General features: G+C 73.5%; 25 protein-coding genes and 1 tRNA gene. 9 read left to right on the top strand and 17 right to left on the bottom strand.

Translation table 11 applies throughout. The features are described from left to right. Nucleotides 1–74: 74 nt before the first annotated feature. From ACLJT4_RS08545 to ACLJT4_RS08530, 4 genes are all read right to left on the bottom strand, one after another. Nucleotides 75–269, bottom strand: a complete 195-nt coding sequence (locus ACLJT4_RS08545; RefSeq protein ID WP_411121667.1) for a hypothetical protein — start codon at nucleotides 267–269, stop codon at nucleotides 75–77. Between the two features lie 134 nt (nucleotides 270–403). Further along, nucleotides 404–1,282, bottom strand: coding sequence for an SDR family oxidoreductase (locus ACLJT4_RS08540; protein WP_016570702.1), 879 nt, complete (start codon nucleotides 1,280–1,282; stop codon nucleotides 404–406). Then, on the bottom strand, nucleotides 1,279–2,244 hold the full coding sequence (locus ACLJT4_RS08535) for an alpha/beta fold hydrolase (protein ID WP_411121666.1): 966 nt from the start codon (nucleotides 2,242–2,244) through the stop codon (nucleotides 1,279–1,281). Before ACLJT4_RS08535 ends, ACLJT4_RS08540 begins: the two co-directional genes overlap by 4 nt. Further along, complete coding sequence (locus ACLJT4_RS08530) at nucleotides 2,241–3,788, bottom strand: flavin-containing monooxygenase (protein WP_411121665.1); 1,548 nt, start codon at nucleotides 3,786–3,788, stop codon at nucleotides 2,241–2,243. Before ACLJT4_RS08530 ends, ACLJT4_RS08535 begins: the two co-directional genes overlap by 4 nt. Before the next feature lie 288 nt (nucleotides 3,789–4,076). On the opposite strand from ACLJT4_RS08530, the gene ACLJT4_RS08525 reads away from it, so the two are divergent. Further along, nucleotides 4,077–4,826 (top strand): MerR family transcriptional regulator, encoded by a 750-nt coding sequence (locus ACLJT4_RS08525; protein WP_411121707.1) that lies wholly within the window; start codon nucleotides 4,077–4,079, stop codon nucleotides 4,824–4,826. A 39-nt stretch (nucleotides 4,827–4,865) separates the two neighbouring features. Here ACLJT4_RS08525 and ACLJT4_RS08520 read toward each other — a convergent pair whose 3' ends face one another. The 4 genes from ACLJT4_RS08520 to ACLJT4_RS08505 form a co-directional block, all read right to left on the bottom strand. Next, the gene (locus ACLJT4_RS08520; protein WP_411121664.1) at nucleotides 4,866–5,669 is read right to left on the bottom strand and encodes an exodeoxyribonuclease III; all 804 of its coding nucleotides are present in this window, start codon (nucleotides 5,667–5,669) and stop codon (nucleotides 4,866–4,868) included. A gap of 87 nt (nucleotides 5,670–5,756) precedes the next feature. Next, nucleotides 5,757–6,929: a methyltransferase domain-containing protein gene (locus ACLJT4_RS08515; protein ID WP_411121663.1), complete on the bottom strand. Its 1,173-nt coding sequence runs from the start codon at nucleotides 6,927–6,929 to the stop codon at nucleotides 5,757–5,759. 2 nt (nucleotides 6,930–6,931) lie between these two features. Continuing rightward, nucleotides 6,932–7,201: a hypothetical protein gene (locus ACLJT4_RS08510; protein WP_411121662.1), complete on the bottom strand. Its 270-nt coding sequence runs from the start codon at nucleotides 7,199–7,201 to the stop codon at nucleotides 6,932–6,934. Nucleotides 7,202–7,260: 59 nt separating this feature from the next. Then, on the bottom strand, nucleotides 7,261–7,587 hold the full coding sequence (locus ACLJT4_RS08505) for a hypothetical protein (RefSeq protein WP_411121661.1): 327 nt from the start codon (nucleotides 7,585–7,587) through the stop codon (nucleotides 7,261–7,263). Nucleotides 7,588–7,698: 111 nt separating this feature from the next. Between ACLJT4_RS08505 and ACLJT4_RS08500 the strand changes: the two genes are divergently transcribed. The 6 genes from ACLJT4_RS08500 to ACLJT4_RS08475 all read left to right on the top strand — a co-directional run bounded on the left by ACLJT4_RS08500 (nucleotide 7,699) and on the right by ACLJT4_RS08475 (nucleotide 11,950). Continuing rightward, nucleotides 7,699–8,535, top strand: a complete 837-nt coding sequence (locus ACLJT4_RS08500; protein ID WP_411121660.1) for a helix-turn-helix domain-containing protein — start codon at nucleotides 7,699–7,701, stop codon at nucleotides 8,533–8,535. Continuing rightward, nucleotides 8,532–8,729 (top strand): DUF397 domain-containing protein, encoded by a 198-nt coding sequence (locus ACLJT4_RS08495; RefSeq protein WP_331249928.1) that lies wholly within the window; start codon nucleotides 8,532–8,534, stop codon nucleotides 8,727–8,729. Before ACLJT4_RS08500 ends, ACLJT4_RS08495 begins: the two co-directional genes overlap by 4 nt. Nucleotides 8,730–8,903: 174 nt before the next feature. Continuing rightward, on the top strand, nucleotides 8,904–9,389 hold the full coding sequence (locus ACLJT4_RS08490) for a GNAT family N-acetyltransferase (protein WP_411121659.1): 486 nt from the start codon (nucleotides 8,904–8,906) through the stop codon (nucleotides 9,387–9,389). Between the two features lie 113 nt (nucleotides 9,390–9,502). Then, nucleotides 9,503–10,441, top strand: coding sequence for an ABC transporter ATP-binding protein (locus ACLJT4_RS08485; protein WP_411121658.1), 939 nt, complete (start codon nucleotides 9,503–9,505; stop codon nucleotides 10,439–10,441). Further along, nucleotides 10,438–11,418 carry an ABC transporter permease gene (locus tag ACLJT4_RS08480; protein WP_411121657.1) on the top strand — a complete coding sequence of 327 codons (981 nt, stop codon included), beginning with the start codon at nucleotides 10,438–10,440 and terminating at the stop codon, nucleotides 11,416–11,418. Before ACLJT4_RS08485 ends, ACLJT4_RS08480 begins: the two co-directional genes overlap by 4 nt. Before the next feature lie 136 nt (nucleotides 11,419–11,554). Beyond that, a complete protein-coding gene (locus ACLJT4_RS08475) occupies nucleotides 11,555–11,950 on the top strand; it encodes a GntR family transcriptional regulator (RefSeq protein WP_411121656.1) in 396 nt (131 codons plus the stop codon). Between the two features lie 67 nt (nucleotides 11,951–12,017). Here ACLJT4_RS08475 and ACLJT4_RS08470 read toward each other — a convergent pair whose 3' ends face one another. Continuing rightward, nucleotides 12,018–13,376, bottom strand: coding sequence for an ATP-binding protein (locus ACLJT4_RS08470; RefSeq protein WP_411121655.1), 1,359 nt, complete (start codon nucleotides 13,374–13,376; stop codon nucleotides 12,018–12,020). A gap of 93 nt (nucleotides 13,377–13,469) precedes the next feature. Further along, entirely contained in the window at nucleotides 13,470–13,961 is a 492-nt protein-coding gene (locus ACLJT4_RS08465; RefSeq protein WP_411121654.1) for a hypothetical protein, read from the bottom strand. A 274-nt stretch (nucleotides 13,962–14,235) separates the two neighbouring features. On the opposite strand from ACLJT4_RS08465, the gene ACLJT4_RS08460 reads away from it, so the two are divergent. Both ACLJT4_RS08460 and ACLJT4_RS08455 read left to right on the top strand, forming a co-directional pair. Then, nucleotides 14,236–15,069 (top strand): MerR family transcriptional regulator, encoded by an 834-nt coding sequence (locus ACLJT4_RS08460; RefSeq protein ID WP_411121653.1) that lies wholly within the window; start codon nucleotides 14,236–14,238, stop codon nucleotides 15,067–15,069. Then, nucleotides 15,066–16,343, top strand: coding sequence for a glycosyltransferase (locus ACLJT4_RS08455; protein ID WP_411121652.1), 1,278 nt, complete (start codon nucleotides 15,066–15,068; stop codon nucleotides 16,341–16,343). The genes ACLJT4_RS08460 and ACLJT4_RS08455 overlap by 4 nt, the downstream gene beginning before the upstream one ends. Before the next feature lie 361 nt (nucleotides 16,344–16,704). Here the strand turns inward: ACLJT4_RS08455 and ACLJT4_RS08450 are convergent, their stop codons facing one another. From ACLJT4_RS08450 to glp, 7 genes are all read right to left on the bottom strand, one after another. Next, nucleotides 16,705–16,926 (bottom strand): hypothetical protein, encoded by a 222-nt coding sequence (locus tag ACLJT4_RS08450; protein ID WP_037632354.1) that lies wholly within the window; start codon nucleotides 16,924–16,926, stop codon nucleotides 16,705–16,707. 471 nt (nucleotides 16,927–17,397) lie between these two features. Further along, nucleotides 17,398–17,470: transfer RNA gene (locus ACLJT4_RS08445), tRNA-Ala, on the bottom strand. Nucleotides 17,471–17,545: 75 nt separating this feature from the next. Next, nucleotides 17,546–18,583: a gephyrin-like molybdotransferase receptor GlpR gene (gene glpR, locus ACLJT4_RS08440; protein ID WP_411121651.1), complete on the bottom strand. Its 1,038-nt coding sequence runs from the start codon at nucleotides 18,581–18,583 to the stop codon at nucleotides 17,546–17,548. A gap of 152 nt (nucleotides 18,584–18,735) precedes the next feature. Continuing rightward, nucleotides 18,736–19,377, bottom strand: coding sequence for a GNAT family N-acetyltransferase (locus ACLJT4_RS08435; protein ID WP_411121706.1), 642 nt, complete (start codon nucleotides 19,375–19,377; stop codon nucleotides 18,736–18,738). Further along, nucleotides 19,374–19,874 carry a molybdenum cofactor biosynthesis protein B gene (locus tag ACLJT4_RS08430; protein ID WP_411121650.1) on the bottom strand — a complete coding sequence of 167 codons (501 nt, stop codon included), beginning with the start codon at nucleotides 19,872–19,874 and terminating at the stop codon, nucleotides 19,374–19,376. The genes ACLJT4_RS08435 and ACLJT4_RS08430 overlap by 4 nt, the downstream gene beginning before the upstream one ends. Continuing rightward, entirely contained in the window at nucleotides 19,871–20,353 is a 483-nt protein-coding gene (gene moaC / locus ACLJT4_RS08425) for a cyclic pyranopterin monophosphate synthase MoaC (RefSeq protein WP_016573203.1), read from the bottom strand. Before moaC ends, ACLJT4_RS08430 begins: the two co-directional genes overlap by 4 nt. A 105-nt stretch (nucleotides 20,354–20,458) precedes the next feature. Then, nucleotides 20,459–21,781: a gephyrin-like molybdotransferase Glp gene (glp, locus tag ACLJT4_RS08420; protein ID WP_411121649.1), complete on the bottom strand. Its 1,323-nt coding sequence runs from the start codon at nucleotides 21,779–21,781 to the stop codon at nucleotides 20,459–20,461. Between the last annotated feature and the right edge of the window lie 4 nt (nucleotides 21,782–21,785).

The following is a 21,785-nucleotide window of genomic DNA, read 5'->3' as shown; positions in this document are numbered from 1 at the left end:
TGCGCCTCTCCACGAGGACGAACGACCCTCGTTCAAGAAGACGTCAGGCGTCCGTCACGACGGACGCCCGGGCGTCAGCTCTGGTAGCGGTCCTCGACGTCGTCCAGCGACTGCTGGCCGCGCTCGCGGGCCTGCTGACCGCGCTCCTGGGACTGCTTGCCACGCTCCTGGCCCTGCTGCTTGCCGCGCTCCTGGCCCTGCTGGGCCCGCCGCTTGGCCTCGTCCTTGAGCTGCTGCGCCTTGTCCTTGAACTGGTCTTCGATGCCCATGCTGTTCACTCCTGTGGGGGTGTTGGGGGATCGGGCTCGACCAGCGTGACACGAACCGGCATTCGTCGCATTTCGATCACAATCGGACACTCTCCGTGGCCGTCCGCAGGTCGGAGCGGCCCCGCCCGCCCCCGCTACCCGTTCAGCCGGGCCTTCTCGTCCGCCTCGCCGCCCGCGCCGACCAGCCCGGGCCGGAACCCGTCGAGGCGGTCCCCGAACCGCCGCATCTCGCGCTGCCCCACCGTCCCGATGAGCGACGGCAGATGGCCCCGCACCGACTGCATCCCACGCAGCCACCACTGCCCGTAGACGTGCGCGGAACGGCGCTCGATGCCGGCCACGAGGCGGTCCACGGCCGGGCCCAGCGGATAGGTCTTGTTGGACGGCCAGGGCAGTCGCGCGCGCAACTCCCGCATCAGGTCCTCCCGGTCGGCGCCGCGCACCATGTCGGTGTCGGTCCAGCTCAGGTACCCGACGCCGACCCGGACGCCCTTGTAGCCGACCTCCGCGCGCAGGCTGTGCGCGAACGCTTCCACGCCCGACTTGGAGGCGCAGTACGCGCTCATCATCGGCGCCGGCGTGAGCGCGGCGAGCGAGGCGATCTGGAGGAAGTAGCCGCGGGACTCCATCAGCACCGGCAGGAACGCCCGGGCGGTGACCGCGCTGCCGATCAGGTTGACCTCGATGACCCGCCGCCAGGCCACCGGATCGGAGTGCACGAACGGGCCGCCGGTCGCCACCCCGGCGTTGGCGACCACCACGTCGACCTTGCCGAAGCGGACCTTGACCTGCTCGGCGACCTCGGCCATCGCCTCGTGGTCGGTGACGTCGGCGTGCCAGTGGTGGGCCGGGCCGTGCAACGAGGCGGCGACCTCGCGCAGTTCGTCCGGCTCCAGGCCGACCAGTGCCAGGGTCGCGCCGCGCGCGGACAGCTTGCGCGCCAGCAGTGCCCCGACCCCGCGCGCCGCGCCGGTGACGACCACGACCTGCCCGTCGAGCTTGCTTCCGTTCACGCCGTCTTCTCCTTCTTCTGCCGGGCCGGACGCCCGCCCCGGGGGGTCGGGGCGGTGGCCAGATGGTCGCGGACGAGGTCCCGCAGGCACCCGGCGACCGCGTCCGGGTCCTCGATCGGGGTCATGTGCCCGAGGCCGGGCAGTTCGGTCAGCCCCGCGCACTGCGGGAGGACGGAGGCCAGGCGCCGGGCGTGCACGACGGGGGTGAGCCGGTCCGCGGTGCCCACGAGGACCGCGGTCGGCACCTCCAACCGGCTTACTCCGCGGGTGAGTTGCAGCTCGTACAGCACGTGGCCCCAACGGGCGCGGACGCCCGACGGGCAGGCGTGCACGATCCGCGCGCACGCCTCGATCTGCTCGGCGCTCGCCCCGGCGCCCATCGTGGCGTACCGCAGGGCCCACTTGGCGGGCGGCGAGACCGGGCCGAGCGGGGCGCGGGAGCCCAGCAGCAGCCGGTGCGCGTGGCGCCGGCCACCGGGGGTGGGCAGCGGGAACACCCGGGCCTCGGACGCCAGGTCGGCGCTGCCGGTGCTGCACAGCAGGGCCGCCGCGGCGCGGGCGCGCAGCTCCGGCCGTTCGGCGGCCGCCATGATCGTCATGCCGCCCATGGAGTGCCCGCCGATGACGGCCCGCTCCCCGGGCGCGAGGGTCTGTTCCAGGACGGCGACCAGGTCGTCGGCGAGCGCGCGGGTGCTGTGGCCGGCGGGCGGGACGGCCGGGCTGCGCCCGTGCCCCCGCTGGTCGTAGACCACCACCTGGTGGGTGTCGGCCAGTTCCCGGACGACCGGCGCCCAGAAGGCGGTCGAGCAGGTCCAGCCGTGCGACAGGACCACCGTCGGGGCGCCCTCGGGCCCGTGGACCTCGGCGTACAGCCGGGACCCGTCGGCGGAGGTGACGTCCAGCGTCCTGCGGGGCACCGGCGGGGCGTAGCGGCCCTGGGTGAGGTGCGCGGGCTGCTTCATGCCGCCACCTCCTCGGTGGCCGCCCGGCCGGTGCGGGTCCGGGCCGGTGCGTCGTCCGGTTCCGTGCGGGGTGGCCGGATCACCTCGTACTCGGCGAGGTCCACCTGCCGGGTCTGGCGGCGGAACTCGGCGGTGGTGCCGGGCCAGGCGGTGGTGTTGCGCCCGTTGGCGTCCAGGTACCAGCTGTCGCAGCCGCCGGTGTTCCAGACCGTGCGGGTCATCCGCTGCTGGACGGTGCGGGTCCATGCGTCCACCGCGGACCGGCGGGCGTCCAGGGCGATCCGGTCGCCGAGCACGTCGAGTTGGCGCATGTAGTCGACGAGGTAGTTCAGCTGCGCCTCGATCATCAGGATCATCGAGCTGTTCCCCAGGCCGGTGTTGGGCCCGATGATGGTGAGGAAGTTGGGGAAGCCGGTCGCGCTGGTGCCGCGCAGCCCCTCCATGCCGTCCTTCCACTCCTCCGCCAGGGTGGTGCCCCCGACCCCGGTGACCCGCTTCGCGATCGGCATGTCGGTGACGTGGAAGCCGGTCCCGAAGACGATCGCGTCCGCCTCGACCTCGCTGCCGTCCGCCGCGACGAGGACGTTGCCCCGGATCTCGCGCAGCCCGGACGACACCACGTCCACGTTGGGCCGGGTCAGCGCCGGGTACCAGGTGTTGGACAGCAGGATCCGCTTGCAGCCGATGCGGTAGTCGGGGGTCAGCCGGGCCTGGAGCGCCGGGTCCTTGACCGCCCGGCGCATGTGGGCCTTGGCGAGGGTCTCGACCAGCCCCAGTTCGTTGGGCCGCTTGGTGAACGCGCTGACCTGCAACTCGCGGATGGTCCACAGCAGTTGGCGGCGCATCTGCCGGGTGGCCGGCACCTTGGTGTGCAGCCACCGCTCGACCCCGCTGATCCGCCGGTCGGCCCGCGGGATCACCCACGGCGGGGTCCGCTGGAACACCGTCAGCCGCCCCACCTCGGGCTGGATCGCCGGCACGATCTGGATCGCCGAGGCCCCGGTGCCGATCATGGCGACCCGCTTGCCGCGCAGGTCGTAGTCGTGGTCCCAGCGCGCCGAGTGGAAGACCTTGCCGGGGAAGTCCGCCAGCCCGGGCACGTCGGGGATCTGCGGGTCGGCGAGCGGACCGGCCGCCGACACCACCACGTCGGCGGTGAACGCCCCTTGCGCGGTCTCGACCTCCCACCACACCTTCTCGCCGTTCCAGGTCAGTTGGCGCACCTCGGCGTTGAAGCGGAGGTGCGGCCGCAGCCCGAACGTGTCCGCCACCCGCTCCAGGTACGCCCGGATGTGGCGCTGGCCGCTGAAGTTGCGCGGCCACGCCGGGTTGGGTGCGAACGAGAACGAGTACAGGTGCGAGGGCACGTCGCAGGCGCACCCCGGATAGGTGTTGTCCCGCCAGGCGCCGCCCACCGAGTCCGCCCGTTCCAGGACCACGAAGTCGGTGATCCCGGCCCGCCGCAGCCGTACGGCGGCGCCCAGGCCGCCGAACCCCGATCCGATCACCGCCACCCGCACGTGCCGCTGCCCGTCGTCGGCCATGCCGCCACCTCTCGCATCGACGCTCCACCGTCCCCCAATCGCGCCAGCAATCACTGGCACGATTGGCACGGTTGGAGCGTAAGGCAGTCCCGTACTGAGCGGTAGGGGTCCGGCGGCAGGAAGTTACCTCCGGTCACCTCACAGCCCCGGCGGACCCGTCCCGCATAGGCTGACCCCGTGGCAGATCAGGCGGCAGCGCAGACCCCCAGCAACGCGGGCCCCCGCGACAACGCGGCGGACACCCCGCCCGCGACGCCCGAAGACCCCGCGAAGGAACGCGAGTTCCGGATGGCGGACCTCGCCAGGGAAGCCGGCATCACCGTCCGCACCCTGCGCTTCTACCGCGAGCGCAAGCTCATCCCGGCGCCCCGCCGCGAAGGCCGGATCGCCTGGTACAACGAGCACCACCTCGCCCGCCTGCGCACCATCGCCGCCCTCCTGGAGCGCGGCCACACCCTCGGCGGGATCGCCGAACTCCTCACCGCCTTCGAGACCGGCCGCGACGTCGGCGAACTCCTCGGCCTGCCCAGCCCGCTGCTCTCCCCCTGGTCCGAGGAGACCCCGGTCCGCCTCACCCCCGAGGAACTGGCCGACCACTTCAGCGGCGAGGTCACCCCGGAGAACCTCACCGCCTCCCTGGCCCTGGGCTATCTGGCCGTGGACGGCGACGAGTTCGTGCACATCAGCCGGCGCCTGCTGGACGTCTCCACCAGCCTCATCGCCCAGGGCGTCCCGCTGGCCGCGGTGCTGGAGGCCGGCGGCCGGGTCCGCGCGCACGCCGACGCCCTCGCCGACATCTTCACCACCCTCATCCGCACCCACCTGGTCCCCACGCTCCAGGACCTGCCCCGCGCCACCGAGAGCGTCGAGAACCTCCGCCCGCTCGCCAAGGGCGTCGTCGACGCCGAACTCTCCATGGCCATGGACCGCCGCATCCGCACGGAGCTGGAGAGCCTGCTGACCGGCGGGGCGCCCGCTCCACGCTCCCCCGACGCCCAGGAGGCCGCGCACGAACAGCCGGCCCCCCGGGAGGACTGAACCCCCGGAAGGCCGGCTCCGCGAACGGCGCGGGTGGGACTACGCCCCGTACGCCACCGTCACCGGTGCGTGGTCGCTCCACCGCTGGTCGTAGCTGTCCGCCCGCTCCACGTACGCCTTGACCGCGCGGGCCGCCAGCCCGGGCGTGGACACGTGGTAGTCGATGCGCCACCCCGCGTCGTTGTCGAAGGCACGCCCGCGGTAGGACCACCACGAGTACGGCCCCTCGCCCTCCGGGTGCAGGGCCCGGACGACGTCCACGTAGCCGCCCTGCTCCGCGTCCAGCACGGCGGACAGCCAGGACCGCTCCTCCGGCAGGAAGCCGGACTTCTTCTGGTTGGCCTTCCAGTTCTTCAGGTCGGCCTCCTGGTGGGCGATGTTCCAGTCGCCGCAGACGAGGACCTCGCGGCCGGCCGCCGCCGCCCGCTCCCGCAGCCCGACCAGGTACGGCAGGAACTCCGCCATGAAGCGTTCCTTCTCTTCCTGCCGCTCGGTGCCGACCTCGCCGGCGGGCAGGTACAGGCTGGCCACCGTCACGCCCGGCAGGTCGGCCTCCACGTACCGGCCGCTGTCGTCGAACTCCGCCGACCCGAAGCCCACCTGCACCCGCTCCGTCTCCCGCCGCGTGTAGAGCGAGACGCCGGCCCGGCCCTTGGCGGCGGCCGGCGCGTGCACCACGTGCCAGCCCGCCGGCTCCCGCACCTCCGCCGGCAGCTGGGCCGTCTCGGCCCGCACCTCCTGGAGGCACAGCACATCGGCGTCGGTCCCGGCCAGCCACGGCACGAAGCCCTTCTTGGCCGCGGCCCGCAGCCCGTTCACGTTCACAGAGGTCACGGTCAGCATCCCGGCACCCTACCCGGCGCCGCACCGGCCGCGTCCGACCCGTCCACCGCGGCCGACCGCCGGCCGCCACGCCTCCCGGAGGCGGCGTCAAAGCCGCCAGGAATCCGCCGGGCGCTCCAGCCACGCCCGCGCGCCGTCGGCCTCGACGGTCAGCCCGAAGCGGTCGTGCCCGGGCCGGCCGCGCGCCGTCCACCACCGGTAGGCGGCCTCCGCCTCGTCCCAGAGCCGACGGTCCCCGTGCTGCCAGACCCGCGCGGCCCGGCCCTCCCGGAACTGCACGCAGGCCCACGACCGGTCCCCCAGCCCGTACAGCCAGACCGGCCGCGCACCGTCCCGTTTCTCCCCGACGACCTGAAGGCAGCGCGGCACGCGCAGCCCCAGGACGAAGCACAGGGCGTCGAACGGCCCCCCGACGAACGCGTCCTCCGCGACGGACGTGGCGGTCTCGTCACCGTCGGCCACGCTCCCCGGCACGTAGTCCCGGTGGACGACCGGCGGCAGGCGTTGCGCCCGCAGCTTCATGAACTCCACGGGCCCGGTGAACCGACCGGACGCGCTCCGCCCGTCGTCGCTCACGACCAGCCGGGCCACCGCGTCCCCGTTGCCGAAGTGGGTGCCCCAGGGGACCACGACGACCCCGCCCGGCCGGCACTGCGCCACCCACGCGTACGGGACGGCCCGCAGGCCGCAGGTCGCCACGACGCGGTCGTAGGGCGCGCCCGCCGGGTGCCCCTCGAAGCCGTCCCCGTGCACGACCTCGACCGGGGTGCCGAACCGCCCCAGTGCCGCCCGCGCGGCGGTGGCGACGGCCCCGTCGACCTCCATCGTGACCACGTTCTCCGGCCCGACCCGGTGCGCCAGCAGACCCGCGTTCCAGCCGGTGCCGGTCCCGATCTCCAGGACGCGGTGGCCGGGGCGCACATCGAGGTCCCGGAGCATGCGGAACACCACCGACGGCATCGACGCCGAACTGGTGGCGACCCGTCCGGGCGCGGTGCCGGTGTGCTCGCCGTCGTCCCACTGCGTCACGATCGGGCAGTCGGCGTCCGCGCAGGCGCGCCAGGCTTCCGGATCGTCCGCCCGGGAGACGGGCACGCTCGCGCCGACCCGCATGTCCCACGGCCACATGAGATCGGGCAGGAACGCGGCGCGGGGCACGGCGGCGTAGGCGGGGGCCCAGTCGGAGGAGAGGGCGCCGGCGGACATGAGGGCACGCCCCAGCCCGGTCCGACTGGGGCGCTCCTGGTGTGCGTCGGTCATCTTCAGTCGGCCTTGGGCGGGTTGGGGACACCGGGGCCGCCGTCGGGCGTCGGCGGCTGGTGGGGGCCGGGGTACGGCTCGCCGGGAAGCCTGTCGCCACCGTCGGCGCTGAGATTCATGAACAAGGGGTCTTCCTCCGGTCGCTGTCGTACGTCGGGAGTCTTCAGGGGCGGGGAGTGGACGACGAGCGTCACGCCGTGCTCGTCGCACCGGTACACCGCGGGGGCCCAGATCGTCATGTCGTGCCGGCCGACCGGGCAACGCACCGGCACGTCGTCACCCACTGGGTCCGACCGCGGCGCGGCACCCCGCTGAGCTGCGAGCAGGCGCCCTAGGAGGCGCTGCACGGCCTACCGCTCCCGTCGGTCCGCTTGCCCGCGTTCGGCCCCAACGCCCGCCTGGTCCGCTCCGCGTTGCGCGCACTGAGGTCGTCCGGCCGCCCGTCACCCGCCCGCGCCGCCCGCACGATCCGTGCCAACCGGGCGGTCTGACTGGGCGTGAGCAACGGCGGCGCCACCCGGGACACCGTGACGCCCTCGTCCTCCGTCACGGACACCGTGCAGGGCGGAGCGTCGATCCCCACCTCCCGCAACGCGGCATCAAACTTCGTTCCTTCCTCAGCGCACGCCGAGTAGGGCGTACGAACAGGACTGGCCATCAAGCCCTCCTTGCTCTCCGTAGCGGTGTCGCTACTGGGGAGGTTCAGAGTGGACCGCGCCTGGGGAGCATTCAACTTGTCACCACGGGACGGAAGGTCGTCGAACACCCCTTGAACAAGAACGAGTTGAACCCGGATTCCTCACCACAGGCGGCCTACGGAGCGCATTTACGCAGCGCCCGAGAGTCGCGCGGCTGGACGCAAGATGACCTCGCTCAACGCATGGACTATTCCAGCGTCCACGTTTCAGCCGTCGAAAACGGTCGGAAGCCTCCAACCCTCCGTTTCTCGCGTAGCGCAGACAGAGCCTTCGGCAGCCAGGGCGCAAGGGACTCCTTCGAGCGCCAGTGCCGCGAGATCACGCACGGCGGCTTGTTGGAAGGCTTCCCGGAGTACGTCAAATACGAGGGCCGGGCAGTAGAGATCCGCCTGTACAACATCGGGATCATCCCAGGCTTGTTGCAGACGCCTGAGTACGCCCGCGTCCTGGCAGAGAGCGCCATGCGACGGGGTGCCATCACGCCCGAACAGGCGGAGGAACGCGTCTCGTTCCTGGCAGACCGGCAAGCGGCACTGAGGCGACATCGACCCCCCATGATGTTTGTGACCATGGATGAAAGCTGCATTCGCCGACCCATCGGTGGGTCTCGGGTGATGGACGATCAGTTAGCGCACCTGGTTGAGTTCGCCGGGTTGCCCAACACACTGTTGCAGGTGGCTCCTTACGGGATAGGAGAGCGCCGGACCTTTGACCTGCCAGTCAACTTGCTGACACTGCCGGACCGCTCCGTGATCTGCTATGCGGAATCGCAAGCGCAAGGAAATCTCGACCGAGACAGCGCCTCCGTGGTGCCTGTGCTGAACGCTTACCATCAGCTACAGGCCGAAGCTATGTCCCAGGCGGCATCGGTGGCCATGATCGAGCAGGTACGAAAGGGCTCCCCGTGACGACTTCTCCCCGCTGGTTCACGTCCTCCTACAGCAACAACGGCGGCGACTGCATCGAGGTCGCCACCAACCTCGCCGCCACCCGCGGCACGGTCCCCGTTCGCGACTCCAAGGACCCGGGCGGCCCGCACCTGCACCTCACCCCCCAGGCGTTCGCCGGCCTCGTCGCGCTGGCGAAGCGGACGCACGTCTGAGGGCAGAGAACACGACGACGCCCCCGCCCGGAATCCCCTCTCCCGGTGGGGGCGCCTCACGTTTCCGCAGGCCAGGAGGGGCGTCACCGCACCTCCTCGGCCACCCCGCCCACCCGTCCAATCCGTCCAATCCGCCGCTTCCGCCCCGCCCGTCGCTTCCGTACGCTTCGTGGAATGGAGATACGCCCCGTCCGCTATGACCATCCCGACGCGCTCCGGCTCGACGAAGAGGTCCAGCAGGAGTACGTCCGGCGGTACGGCGGCGACGGGGACGTGACCCCGCTGGCGCCGGAGATGTTCCTGCCGCCGCACGGCCTGTACCTGATCGCCTACGAGGACGGCCGGCCGCTGGCCACCGGCGGCTGGCGGGTCCAGGACGACACCGCCTCCGGGCACGCCACCGGCGACGCCGAGATCAAGCGGATGTTCGTGGTGCCGACGGCCCGCGGCCGCGGCCTGGCCCGACGGATCCTGGCCGCGCTCGAAGCCGACGCCCGGGCCGCGGGCCGCACCCGGATGGTGCTGGAGACCGGCATCGAGCAGCCCGAGGCACTCGCCCTGTACGCGTCCAGCGGCTACGCGTTCGTCGAGAAGTTCGGCTACTTCCGGACGTACGAATCGAGCCGCTGCATGGCGAAACCGCTGGTCGGGGACGCGTAGCCGCACCGTCCGGAGCACCACCGGCCGCCGCCGGGCCCCTTGCGCTTTGACATGCACGCCACCCTCTCCCCATACTCATTCCACTAATTAACTAGCTAAAGGGGGGATCCACCATGCACGACCCGAGCCCCTGGGCGATCGAGGCCGAGGACCTGGGGAAGCAGTACCGCCGACGGTGGGCGCTCCAGGAGTGCTCCTTCCGGCTCCCGGCCGGGCGCGTCTGCGCCATGGTCGGTCCCAACGGCGCCGGCAAGAGCACCTTCCTGAACATCGCGGCCCGCCTGGTCGAGCCGTCCGCCGGCACCCTGCGGATGTGCGGCGTCCCGGTCAGCAACCCCGCCGTCCTCAAGCGCGTCGCCTACCTCGCGCAGAACAAGCCGCTCTACCCGCGCTTCACGGTCGCCGAGACGCTCCGGCTCGGCCGCGAGCTGAACCCGCGCTGGGACCAGGCGGTGGCCGAGCGCATCGTCCGCTCCGGCAACGTGCCGCTCGACGCCCGGGTGGGCACCCTCTCCGGCGGCCAGCGCACCCGCGTCGCCTTCGCCGTCGCCTTCGGCAAGCGCCCCGAGCTGCTACTCCTCGACGAGCCGATGTCCGACCTGGACCCGCTGGCCCGCGACGAGCTGTCCGGGCTCCTGATGGCCGAGGTCGCCGAGCACGGCACCACCGTCCTGATGTCCTCCCACATGCTGGCCGAGGTCGAGGAGATGTGTGACTACCTCCTCGTGCTGGCCGGCGGACGGCTGCGGATGGCCGGCCCGACCGAAGCCCTGGTGCCGGCCCACATGCTGGTGACCGGACGGGCCGTCGACGACCGGGTGCCCGCGGAGCTGACCGAGCGGCACACGATCGTCGAATCCCGCGTCAGCGGACGGCAGTTCAGCGCCCTGATCCGCCCCGAGGGGCCGCTGCCCACCCACTCCGGGGCCCCCGGAGACACGCCTTGGGACGCCATGCCGCCCAGCCTGGAGGAGATCCTGCTGGCCTGCATGCGCTCCCCGGACGCACCCGCCCTGATCATGGACGAGGCCCTGAAGGAGACCGCGGCATGAGCACCACCACCACCCCCGAGGCGGGCACGGTCGCCGGCACCGCCTCCGGCCCGCTGCGCGGCACCGTCTGGCTGGTCTGGCGCCGGCACCGCGCCGCGCTGCTCACCGGCATCCTCGTCACCCTCGCCGCCTGTGCGCTCTTCTCGTACCAGCGGATCGGCCTGATGGAGTACCTCGGCACCAAGACCGCCGGCCTCGACTCCTCAGGGGACGACTTCCGCATCCGCTTCGGCGGGACGTTCGAGGCCGACATCCAGTTCCTGGAGGCCGTGCCGCTGATCGTCGCCGCCTTCCTCGGTGCCCCGCTGATCTCCTCCGAGCTGGAGCGCGGCACCCTCCAACTGGTCACCACCCAGTCCGTGAGCCGCAGCCGCTGGCTCGCCAGCACGCTCGCCGTGCCCCTGACGCTCGTGGCGGCCTGCACGCTCCTGCTGTCGCTGGTCTTCCGGTGGCTCTGGTTTCCCGGCCACGAGCTGATCGTCAGCGGCGACTGGCTCAACAGCGGCCCGTTCGACGCCACCGGCCCCGTGCTGGTCGCCAAGACCCTGTTCCTCACCGCCTGCGGCATCGCCCTCGGCAAGCTCATCAAGCGGATGATCCCGGCAATGGTGGCCACCGCGTTCACCGTGGTGGTGGTGAACGTCATCTGGAGCGACAAGGTGCGGCCCAAGCTCGGCACGCTGCACGACCTCACCTACCCGGTCAACGGCGAGAGCCCCGGCGTGCCCCGCGGCGCGATCCAGATGGACGACTGGGTGGCCACCGCCGACGGCCGGCTCTTCGGCTTCAGCACCTGCGTCGGCGACGCCAAGCCCGAGGCATGCCGAGCCTCCAAGGGCATCGTCAACCACGTCACCCAGTACTACAACTTCGACCAGATGCCGGGGATGCAGTGGCTCGGCGCGGGCATCCTGCTGGCGCTGACCGCCCTGGTGCTGGCGTTCGTCGTGTGGCGGGCGACCCGGCGGCCGCTCTGAAACGGGACCGGCCGCGCCGCGGGGGACGCTTTGACACCCGCCGCGGACGGCCCGATCATCAAGCGGTCGGCCGGCCCGGCCCCCACGGACCAACCGGCCGCACCCGCCGCACCGAAACAAGCACAGAGGCAGAGAGGTGGTGAGCGCCGTCGAGTTCCGGATCGACCGCCGCAGCGGCGTCGCCACCTACCTCCAGATCGTCCAGCAGGTCCAGCAGGCGCTGCGGCTGGGCGTCCTGGTCGAGGGCGACCGGCTGCCCACGGCCGCACAGGTCGCCGCCTCGACCAAGGTCAACCCGAACACCACGCTCAAGGCGTACCGCGAGCTGGAGCGCGAGGGCCTGGTCGAGCCGCGGCCCGGGCTCGGCACGTTCGTCAGCCGCACCCTGGCCCGCCCCGACTCCGCGGCCGACGCCGTGCTGCGCGAGGAACTGCGCGCCTGGATGGAGCGCGCCCGGGCCGAGGGCCTGGACCGCGAGGACGTCCGGGCCCTGCTGAACTCCGTCCTGGAGGACCGCTTCCCGGACGCGTGAGCCGGCGGGCCGGACGGGCCGCCACGGGGGGGCGGACGGTGCGGACGTCCGCGGCGGCCGCCCCGGCTCACCGCCCGTCCGCGGCCCCGCCCGCTCCGGTCTCCCCGGCACCGTCGTCCCCCACCGGGCACAGCGCCCCCCGCAGGTCGACGGTGGCCTGCGCACCGCCCGCGGACGGGTTGGCGAAGCGCAGCCCGGCGCCCAGCACCCGGGCCTGACCCGCGGCGATGGTCAGCCCGAGGCCCAGCCCCGGACCGCCCCGGCCGCCGCTCGTGCGGAACCGCTGCGGACCGTGCGCCAACAGCGCCTCCGGGAAGCCCGGCCCGGCGTCCCGCACCCGTATCAGCCCGCCGTCGACCTCGACCGTCACCGGCTCCGCGCCGTGCCGCCGGGCATTGCTGATCAGATTGACCAGGATCCGCTCGACCCGCCGCGGATCGGTCTCCACCAGCCCGTCGGCCAGCACCCGCACCCGGACCGCCCCGTCCACGGACCCCGGACCGGCCGCCGCCCGGTCCGGCTCCGAAGCGCCCCGCCCGGCCGTGCCACCGCCGGCCCGGGCCCCGGCCCCCTGGCCACCGGCCTGACCGGACGCCGAGACCGCCCGCCGCACCAGCTCCCCCAGCGGACGCACCTCCCGGTCCGCCTCCTCCGTGCGGGCGTCCAGCCGGGCCACCTCCAACACGTCCTCCATCAGCCCGCGCACCCGCGCGGCCCGCTCCTGCACCATCTCGGCGGGCCGCGACGGCGGCAGCAGCCCGGCCGCGGTGACCAGGCCGGCGACCGGGGTCCGCAGTTCATGGGCGATGTTCGCGGTGACGTCGCGCTCCGCCCGCAACCGGCCCGCCAGCGCCTCCGCCATGGTGTTCACCGCCGCGGTGAGCTGCGCGATCTCGTCGTTCCCGGTGCGCGGCAACCGGGCGCCCAGATCGCCCTCCGCGATCCGCTGCGCGGTCGCCGCCGAGGCGGTCAGCCGCCGCCCGAGCCGGTGCGCGACCAGCAGCCCGACCACGCAGCCCAGCCCCGTCCCGGCCGCCCCGGCCACCCACAGCATCCGGTCCAGCGCCCGGACGGTCTGCTGCTCCCGGTCGTAGGGACGCTTGAGCGCGACGATGTCCGGCCCCAGCTTCGTCGCCGCCCACAGGTACGGCGTACGGCCGCCCAGCTCCAGGTAGACGCCCCGCCGACCGCCCTCCACCAGGGCCCGCAGCGGGCCCGGCAGGTCCTTGGGGTTGATCAGCCCCCGCCCGGTGTCGATGCCGGCGGCCCGGTCCTGAACGGTGGTCTGCAACCGGCTGTCGAGGGTGTGCCCGGACAGGTCGAGCTGGGCGTTGACGGTGCGGTGGTGGACGAGCACCCCGACGAGCACCGCCACCACCGCCGCGGTGGCGGAGATCGCGATACCGATCTTGGCGCGCAGCCCCATCCGTTCCCTTCTCCGTTCCGTTCGTCCCCCGGTCCCGTTGCGCGGGCACACCGCCCGCCGCCCGGCCCCGGGCCCGACGTCGGACCGTCCGAGCTATTCGACGTCGGGCAGGTGCAGGCTCACCCGCCCCAGCTCGGCGGCCTTCGCGCCGTGCACCTCGGGTGCGACCACCCCGGCGCTGGCGTAGTACGCGAACCCCCGCTGTCTCTGCAGTCCGCTCAAGGTGACCGTCACCTCGTACGGCGTGCGCACGCACTGCGGCGCGCACCAGTCCCCGACCAGCCCGCCGGCCGCCACCGCGGTCGGCCCGCCCCACGACTTCCAGCGCAGCCCGGTCAGCCGCGCGGTGTCGCCCAGCGGGAGCGCGTCCGGGCGCTGCAACGGCTGCCCGGCCTCACCCGCCGCGTAGACCGGGCCGCTGCGCGCCGGGGCGGACGGCGCCACCGGCGGCCCCTCGTCCCGCAGCAGCGGGGACGGCCCGCCGCACCCCGTGAGCACCGCACCGAGCAGCCCCGCGAGCAGCACGGCGAGCAGCGCGGCGCCGACGGCCCAGGCGGCTCGGGCGGTGGGGATTGCTGGTCTCACGAAATCCTCGGGCAGCGGCGGACGGGCGGACGGGCTGCGCACCACGTGCACGCTGTGCACACAAGCTCGTACAGGATGCGCACACACGAGCGAATAGCTGTTTCCCGACAAATGTAACGGCGGTCCCGCCGATCCGACGCCCCCCTCTCACATACCGACACCGCCCACACCCCTCCCCTTGACCCTCACGTCACGTCAGGCCACACCCTTGAACCACGCCGCGTGCAGCGCCACCCCCGTCGCACCACCCCACCCACCAGCGAAAGGCACCCCCATGGGATACCCGGTAGGCCAGGTCTCCGCCTTCGCCGGGGTCACCGTCCGCACCCTGCACCACTACGACCGGACCGGCCTGCTGCGCCCCAGCGACCGCAGCCCCGCCGGCTACCGCCTCTACAGCGACGCCGACCTCGCCCGGCTCCAACAGATCCTCTTCTACCGGGAGCTCGGCTTCCCCCTCGACGAGATCGCCACGATCCTCGCCGACCCCCAGGCCAACGCCCTCACCCAGCTCCGCGCCCGGCACCACCGACTCACCGAGGAGATCCACCGGCTGACGCGCCTGGTCGAGGTCGCCGAGCAGGCCATGGAGGTGCAGCAGACCGGCGTCCGACTGACCCCGCAGGAACGCTTCGAGGTCTTCGGCGAGATCGCCTTCGACCTGACCTACGCCACCGACGCCGACCGCAGGTGGCACGACAGCGACGGCTACCGCCGCTCGATGGCCCGGGCCGCCACCCACACCAAGGACGACTGGGCGCAACTCATGGCCGAGGCCGCCGCCTGGCGGGCCCGACTGACCGCCGCCTTCGACGCCGGCGAACCGGCCGACGGCGAACGCGCCATGGACCTCGCCGAGGAACACCGCCGCCACCTCACCCGCTGGTTCACCCCCTGCCCCACCGACATGCACGGCCGGATCGCCGACGACTTCGCCACCGACCCCCGCGCCTTCGCCCTGCTCGTCCCGCCCACCGAACAGCGCCCGGGCCTCGCCCCGTACCTGCGCACCGCCGTCCACGCCAACGCGGTCCGCCAGTCGCCCCCGGCCCCCGACGCCGACCCCGCGACCGGCCCCGCCCCCACCCGCCCCGAGGCCGCCCCATGAACATCCTGCTCACCGCCGCCGGCTCGCACGGCGACGTCGCCCCGTACACCGGCCTCGGCGCCCGCCTCCGGGCCGCCGGCCACCAGGTCACCCTCGCCACCCACGACAGCCACGCCCCCCTGGTCCGCGCGGCCGGCCTGGACTTCCGCAGCCTGCCCGGCGACCCCGGCGCCACCCCGGCCCACCGCGCCGACCATGACGCCCCGGGCACCCCCACCACCCACCGCGCCCTGATGCGCCGCGCCGCCACCTTCGTCGCACAACTCGGCACCGGCCTGGCCGACGCCGTCACCCCGGACACCGAACTGCTGCTGCTGTCCACCACCACGGCCCCACTCGGCTGGCACGTCGCCGAGGCCCTGGACATCCCGACCGTCGGCGCCTACCTCGTCCCCACCGCGCCGACCCGCGCCTTCTCCCCCGTCCTCAGCGGCGGCCGGCGGCTCGGCGGCTGGGGCAACCGCGCCGCCGGCCGCCTCTCCCTACGCGTCGTGGACCGCCTCCACACCGACGCCGCCCGTGCCCTGCGCACCCGCCTGGGCCTGCCGCCCGCCACCCCCGGCACGGTCCGCCGCCGCACCGAGGCCGCCAACTGGCCCGTCCTGCACGGCTTCAGCGAACTCGTCGTCCCCCGCCCCGCGGACTGGCGCCCCGGCCTCGACATCACCGGCTACTGGTGGCCCCACCTCGCACCGGACGCCCGGCTCCCGCCCGCCGTCGAGGACTTCCTCGCCGCCGGCCCGCCCCCGGTCTCCATCGGCTTCGGCAGCATGGCCGCCGCCGACGCCGAACGCCTGAGCTGCGTCGCGGTGCGCGCCCTGCGCCGCGCCGGCCTGCGCGGCCTCCTGCTGTCCGGCAACGCGGGCCTGACCGCCGCCGACTCCCCCGCCGACGACGTCCTCACGGTCCCCACCCCGGTCCCGCACGCCCTCCTCTTCCCCCGCGTCGCCGCCGCCGTCCACCACTGCGGCGCCGGCACCTCCGCCGCCGCGCTCCGCGCCGGCATCCCGTCCGTCCCCGTCCCGTTCACCGCCGACCAACCCTTCTGGGCCGCCCGCCTGGCCGCCCTGGGCGCCGCCACCCCCGCCCTCCCCGTCACCGCCCTCACCCGGGCCGCCTCCCCCGACGACGCCGTCACCCGACTCGCCGCCGCCCTCACCGAGGCCACCACCGCCCCGAACCTCCGCACCCGCGCCCGCGCCGCCGCCCACCACCTCACCACCGAAGACGGCCCCACCACCGCCCTCAACGCCCTCACCCGCCTCGCCCCCTGACCCACACCCCGTCACCAACGCCCCACCCCACACAAAAGCCCCCACCGGGCATCCCCGGTGGGGGCTTCACTGTGCAGTGCGGTGGACCTGGGGGAATTCGCCCCCCTGGCCCCCTCGCGGCGAACCATCGGCACGAGGCTCGCCGGGCGCACCCCGCAGGCGTTACGAGGCGGGCCCCGTGCCCTCCTCGAAGAGGAAGGTCTCGTCTTCCCCGAAGTCCGGGGCCTGGAAGGGGTTCGTCGTCGGGGGCGGTGCTGCCGCAGCGGAACAACGAGTTTGCCCTTCCGGGGCTGAGAACAGCGACGTCAGCTCGATGAGAGATCTCCCTTGCGCTCCAGGTCCCCGAAGGGCCTCGGCATGCCTACAACTTGGTCATCTTGGCGTACGGGCTCAAGATCCGCATTTGCGTCGAGCCGAAATCCACGAGTGCCGCAACTCCCTCCTCGACGCCGACCACCCGGCCGAGGCCGTACATGTCGTGTGTGACCTGGTCGCCCGTGGCAAAGTCCTTCGGCGCCGGCGCGACCGGGGCCTTGAAGGGACTGGTGGGCAAATGGCGCTTCGGTGCAGCAGGCTTTGTCATTGCGCACAGTATGCGCCTACCTGAGCCCCTGCGGCTGCGGTTGTCCACGCCCGATGACGGGCACCGCCCCCGCCGGCACCACCCGCGCCACCCGCGATTTCAAATGATCATGACCTTGGCCTGCGGGTTCACGGCTCCGACTGGATGTCGATCAGCCCCTCCACCGCCCCATGTGATCCGCCCCGTTCACCCTGGAGCCTGGCAAGTCGACCCACCCAGGGGCCCGACGCCGAGCATCGCCCCGTACCTCGCCCGACCACCCCTACGGGCCGAAACGGAGACGAGGACTCCCCCGCGGCACCCCCCCCCCCACCCCTGCGTGACACCCCTTCACATCCACGCACCGGACAGGAAGGCCCAGGAGACAGCCACCCAAGCCCCCGCCCAGCCCCGCGGCTCCCCCTCACAACACCTCGCCACACCCCACGCAAAAGCCCCCACCGGCTTCCCGGTGAGGGCTTCACTGTGCAGTGGACCTGAGGGGACTCGAACCCCTGACCCCCTCGTTGCGAACGAGGTGCGCTACCAGCTGCGCCACAGGCCCTTGCGACGAGTGAAACTCTAGCATCTCGTTCGCCGTGCTCGGAAATCGCTTCCGGCGCTGGTCAGTGGGGGGACCTCACTCGTTCGCCGCGCGCGGCCGGTCCTCGTCCTCGTACTGGTCGAAGAGGGGGGTGCGACCGCGGGCGCGGCGGCCCGGGTGGGTGGGGCGGTCCTGCGAGGCGTCGGGGCGCGGGCGCTCGGGGACGGAGCTGGAACGGGCGGAGCTCCAGGCGTCGTCGGCGTCCAGGTCGACGTGGCTGGTGGCGCGCGGGGCGACCGGGGCGGTCACGTAGGTGGGCAGTGGGACCGGGACGGGCTCCCAGCTGCCGGCGGCCGGCCGCCGGCGCTCGCGCTGCTGGTCGACCCACTCGGCGTGGTCGGTCTCCTCGACGAGGGCGCGGGCACCGGTGGCGTGCGGGGGCGGCGCCGGGCGGGACGGCTCGGGGGCGGCCTCGGCGGCGTCAGCGCGGACGTCGGGCTGGTGGTCGGCGGCGGGCGGCTGGTCGGCCGCCTGGTGAGGGCGGGGGCGACCCTCCCGCAGTCGTCGTGCTGCCGCCTCCGCCTTGCGCTGGTCCATGGTGAAGGTGAAGCGGCGGCGCTCCTGGGCGCGCAGGTACACGATGTAGGCGGTCAGCAGCACGGCGGGGAGGGCGGGGGCCCAGAAGAAGGGCAGCCCGCCGACGGCCGCGGCGATGGCACCGGCGGTGAAGCCGAAGAACAGGACGGTGATGGTGCGCCGGCGGCGGGCCAGCACCTTCGCGCGCTTGGTGCGCTCGGCCAGGGAGGGGCGCAGGGGCGCGGCGTGGGCGCGGGTGGGCATGTCGTCCGGGGGCGCCGGGGCCGGTGCGGGGTCGCCGAAGGACCGGGCGCCGGCCGGGTCGTCCGTGGCGTCCGGTTCCTGCTCCTCGGCCGCATCGTCGGCGGGGCACGCCCCGTGCGCCTTGTCGTAGCGGCGCTGCATGGCTGCGCGCCCCGACAGGAGCCGGATGGCCGTGCTGAAGCGCTCGGTGGGACGGGCCTCGTTGAGCTCGTCCTGCCTACGGAGCCACATCGGCACCAAATAGGCGGCCCAGGCCCCGACGATGACTGCGTAGATGAGGCCGCTGCTTCTCACAACTCACACGGTAGAGGGGTTTCCGTGGGGCCATCCGCCAATTGAGCCGGTGTGTCGCACGATCTGGCTGATATCTCGAACTTTTTTTGTGATTGTTGCGATGAAGTTGTGGTGAATGCAGTGTCGGCCACCGATTAATTCGAACAGGTTTTTCATTTGTGGGATGCGTCGGGGCGGCCGGAGGTGCCGGGTCGCTGGCTCCGCCAGCGGGCGAGTAGCCCTTCCGGCACTTCCTCCGCGGTCAGCGCGAAGACCGCGTGGTCACGCCAGGCGCCGTCGATGTGGAGGTAGCGCGGGCGGAGACCCTCCTCGCGGAAGCCGAGTTTCTCCACCACGCGTCGACTGGGGACGTTTTCCGGCCGAATGCAGACCTCGATGCGGTGCAGTCCGACGCTGCGGAAACAGTGGTCGACGGCGAGCGCCACGGCGGTCGGCATGACCCCGCGGCCGGCGACTTCCTGGTCGACCCAGTAACCGATATGGCCCGAGCACATCGAGCCCCAGGTGATGCCGGCGACGGTGAGTTGTCCGACGAGGCGACCGCGGTATTCGACGACGAACGGCAGCATCCGACCGGCGTGCGCCTCGGCCCTGAGGTGACGGATCATCTGCCGGAAGGTGGGGCGGTGCGGCACCGGGACGCCCGGCGGGGGCGGCGGGACCGTCGCCTCCCAGGGGCGCAGCCAGTCGCGGTTGCGGCGGTTGACCTCGCGCCAGGGGCGTTGGTCGCGCAGCTTTATGGGGCGGAGGGAAACGTCTCCGTCCCTCAGGACCACCGGCCAGGGCGTGTTCAGCTGGGGCTCCCGGAAGGTCTGGGATGGTCGCCGCCGCGGATCTGGTCGACGGCGTGCGGGAGGATCTCGGCGAGCACGGCCAGGCCGTCGCGCACGCCACCGGTCGAGCCGGGGAGGTTGACGATCAGGGTGCGGCCGGCGACGCCCGCCAGACCGCGGGAGAGGGCCGCGGTGGGGACCTTGGCGCGGCCGGCGGCGCGGATCGCCTCCGGGATGCCGAGGACGTCGTAGTCGAGGACCCGGCGGGTGGCCTCGGGGGTGCGGTCGGTGGGCGAGATGCCGGTGCCGCCGGTGGTGAGGACGACGTCGTAGCCGGCGGCGACGGCGGCGCGCAGGGCGGCCTCCACCGGGTCGCCGTCGGGCACCACCTGGGGGCCGTCGACGGCGAATCCCATGGCGGTCAGGCCCTCGGCGAGCAGCGGGCCGCCCTTGTCCGCGTAGACGCCGGCGGCGGCGCGGTTGGAGGCGGTGACGACCAGGGCGCGGGCGGGGTTCACGGCCGCCGCCAGTCGCCGGACTTGCCGCCGGTCTTCTCCTCGACGCGGATGTCGGAGATGACCGCGGCCTTGTCGACCGCCTTGACCATGTCGACGACGGTGAGCGCCGCGACCGAGACCGCGGTCAGCGCCTCCATCTCGACGCCGGTGCGGTCGGTGGTCTTGACCGTCGCGGTGATCTCGACGGCGTCATCGGCGACCACGAGGTCCACGGTGACGCCGGAGACCGCCAGCGGGTGGCACAGCGGGATCAGGTCCGGGGTGCGCTTGGCGCCCAGGATGCCGGCGATGCGGGCGGTGGCGAGGGCGTCGCCCTTCGGGACGCCCTCGCCGCGCAACAGCTCGACGACGCGCGGCGCGACCAGCACGCGGCCGCGGGCCCGGGCGGTGCGGGCGGTGACGTCCTTCTCGGAGACGTCGACCATGCGGGCCGCGCCGGCCGCGTCGATGTGGGTGAGGTGTTGCTGGCCGCTGCTCATCGTTCTCCCGGTCCATACTGCCGCTTGTGGGACGACACCGTACCGCTGGGCCCCGAAGGGCATTCGCTACGGGCCGCCCGCTTCCGCCCGCCCGGGGCGGGCGGGTCAGCAGGGACCGAGCGGGACGACGTCCACGACGGCGTCGGCGGGCACTTCGGTGGTGTCCTCGGGGATGACGATCAGGGCGTCGGCGTGCGCCATGGCCTTGATGAGGTGGGAGCCGGTGCCGCCGACGGGGGTGACCGTGCCGGCCACCGGGTCGTGGGCGCCGCGCAGGAACTGCCGCTTGCCGCGGGGCGAGGAGCCGAGCGACGCGGTGACGCGGGCGGGGACGGGGCGGCGGTGCACCTCGGGGTGGCCCATGAGTGTGCGGATGACCGGGCGGACGAACAGTTCGAAGGAGACGTAGGAGCTGACCGGGTTGCCGGGCAGGGCGAGCAGCGGGATGCGGTCGGGCCCGATCAGGCCGAAGCCCTGCGGCTTGCCGGGCTGCATGGCGAGCTTGCGGAACTCGACCCGGCCCTCGTCGGTGCCGAGGCCGGCCAGGGTCTCCTTGACCACGTCGTAGGCGCCGACGCTGACGCCGCCGCTGGTGACCAGGACGTCGGCGCGGGCGTACTGGTCCTCCAGGGTGGCGCGCAGCGTCTTCGCGTCGTCGGCGACGGCGCCGACGCGGTAGGCGATCGCGCCGGCCGCGCGGGCGGCGGCGGTGAGCTGGAAGCTGTTGGAGTCGTGGATCTGACCGGGGCCCAACGGCTCGCCGGGCTGGACCAGTTCGCTGCCGGTGGAGAGCACCACGACCCGGGGGCGGCGGTGGACCATGACGGTGTCCAGGCCGAGGGCGGCGAGCAGGCCGAGCTGGGTGGGGCCGAGGACGGTGCCGGCGGACAGGGCCGGCTCACCGGTCCGGGCGTCGCTGCCGGCCCGGCGGACGTGGGCGCCGGCGGCGGCCGGCCGGTGCACCCGGACCTCGCCGCCGGCGTCCTGCGGAGCGTGGCTGTGGGCGCGCATGGTGGCGGCCGGCCCCTGGCCGGTGCCGCCGTCGGTCCACTCGACGGGGACCACCGCGTCGGCGCCTGGCGGCACCGGGGCGCCGGTCATGATGCGGGCGGCGTGGCCGGGCTCGACGGTGGGGAGCTCCCCGCTGCCTGCGGCGACGTCGCCGATGACGGTGAGGGTGACCGGGGAGCCTTCGGTGGCGGCGGCGACGTCGGCGGCGCGGACCGCGTAGCCGTCCATGGAGCTGTTGTCGAACGGCGGCAGCGGCAGCGGCACGGTGAGGTCCTCGGCGAGGACGCAGCCCTGGGCGTCGAGGAGTTGCCGGCTGACCGGGGCCGGCAGCTGGAGCTTGGCCAGGATGTCGTCGAGGTGCTCGGCCACCGACCAGACGCGGTCAGAGTGGTGGGCCTGATCGGTGGTGCCGTTCAACGTC

The sequence above is a fragment of the Streptomyces sp. x-19 genome (assembly GCF_046549115.1).
Lineage (GTDB): Bacteria > Actinomycetota > Actinomycetes > Streptomycetales > Streptomycetaceae > Streptomyces > Streptomyces albulus_C.
The sequence above is the reverse complement of the archived record's forward strand: the minus strand, read 5'-3'. Positions and strand labels throughout refer to the sequence as shown.

Excerpts from the sequence above, each read along its gene's own strand:
- ACLJT4_RS08545 (WP_411121667.1), bottom strand. The coding sequence starts at position 269 with ATGGGCATCGAAGACCAGTTCAAGGACAAGGCGCAGCAGCTCAAGGAC.
- ACLJT4_RS08535 (WP_411121666.1), bottom strand. The coding sequence starts at position 2,244 with ATGAAGCAGCCCGCGCACCTCACCCAGGGCCGCTACGCCCCGCCGGTG.
- ACLJT4_RS08530 (WP_411121665.1), bottom strand. The coding sequence starts at position 3,788 with ATGGCCGACGACGGGCAGCGGCACGTGCGGGTGGCGGTGATCGGATCG.
- ACLJT4_RS08525 (WP_411121707.1), top strand. The coding sequence starts at position 4,077 with ATGGCGGACCTCGCCAGGGAAGCCGGCATCACCGTCCGCACCCTGCGC.
- ACLJT4_RS08520 (WP_411121664.1), bottom strand. The coding sequence starts at position 5,669 with ATGCTGACCGTGACCTCTGTGAACGTGAACGGGCTGCGGGCCGCGGCC.
- ACLJT4_RS08515 (WP_411121663.1), bottom strand. The coding sequence starts at position 6,929 with ATGACCGACGCACACCAGGAGCGCCCCAGTCGGACCGGGCTGGGGCGT.
- ACLJT4_RS08505 (WP_411121661.1), bottom strand. The coding sequence starts at position 7,587 with ATGGCCAGTCCTGTTCGTACGCCCTACTCGGCGTGCGCTGAGGAAGGA.
- ACLJT4_RS08490 (WP_411121659.1), top strand. The coding sequence starts at position 8,904 with ATGGAGATACGCCCCGTCCGCTATGACCATCCCGACGCGCTCCGGCTC.
- ACLJT4_RS08485 (WP_411121658.1), top strand. The coding sequence starts at position 9,503 with ATGCACGACCCGAGCCCCTGGGCGATCGAGGCCGAGGACCTGGGGAAG.
- ACLJT4_RS08480 (WP_411121657.1), top strand. The coding sequence starts at position 10,438 with ATGAGCACCACCACCACCCCCGAGGCGGGCACGGTCGCCGGCACCGCC.
- ACLJT4_RS08470 (WP_411121655.1), bottom strand. The coding sequence starts at position 13,376 with ATGGGGCTGCGCGCCAAGATCGGTATCGCGATCTCCGCCACCGCGGCG.
- ACLJT4_RS08460 (WP_411121653.1), top strand. The coding sequence starts at position 14,236 with ATGGGATACCCGGTAGGCCAGGTCTCCGCCTTCGCCGGGGTCACCGTC.
- ACLJT4_RS08455 (WP_411121652.1), top strand. The coding sequence starts at position 15,066 with ATGAACATCCTGCTCACCGCCGCCGGCTCGCACGGCGACGTCGCCCCG.
- ACLJT4_RS08450 (WP_037632354.1), bottom strand. The coding sequence starts at position 16,926 with ATGACAAAGCCTGCTGCACCGAAGCGCCATTTGCCCACCAGTCCCTTC.
- moaC (WP_016573203.1), bottom strand. The coding sequence starts at position 20,353 with ATGAGCAGCGGCCAGCAACACCTCACCCACATCGACGCGGCCGGCGCG.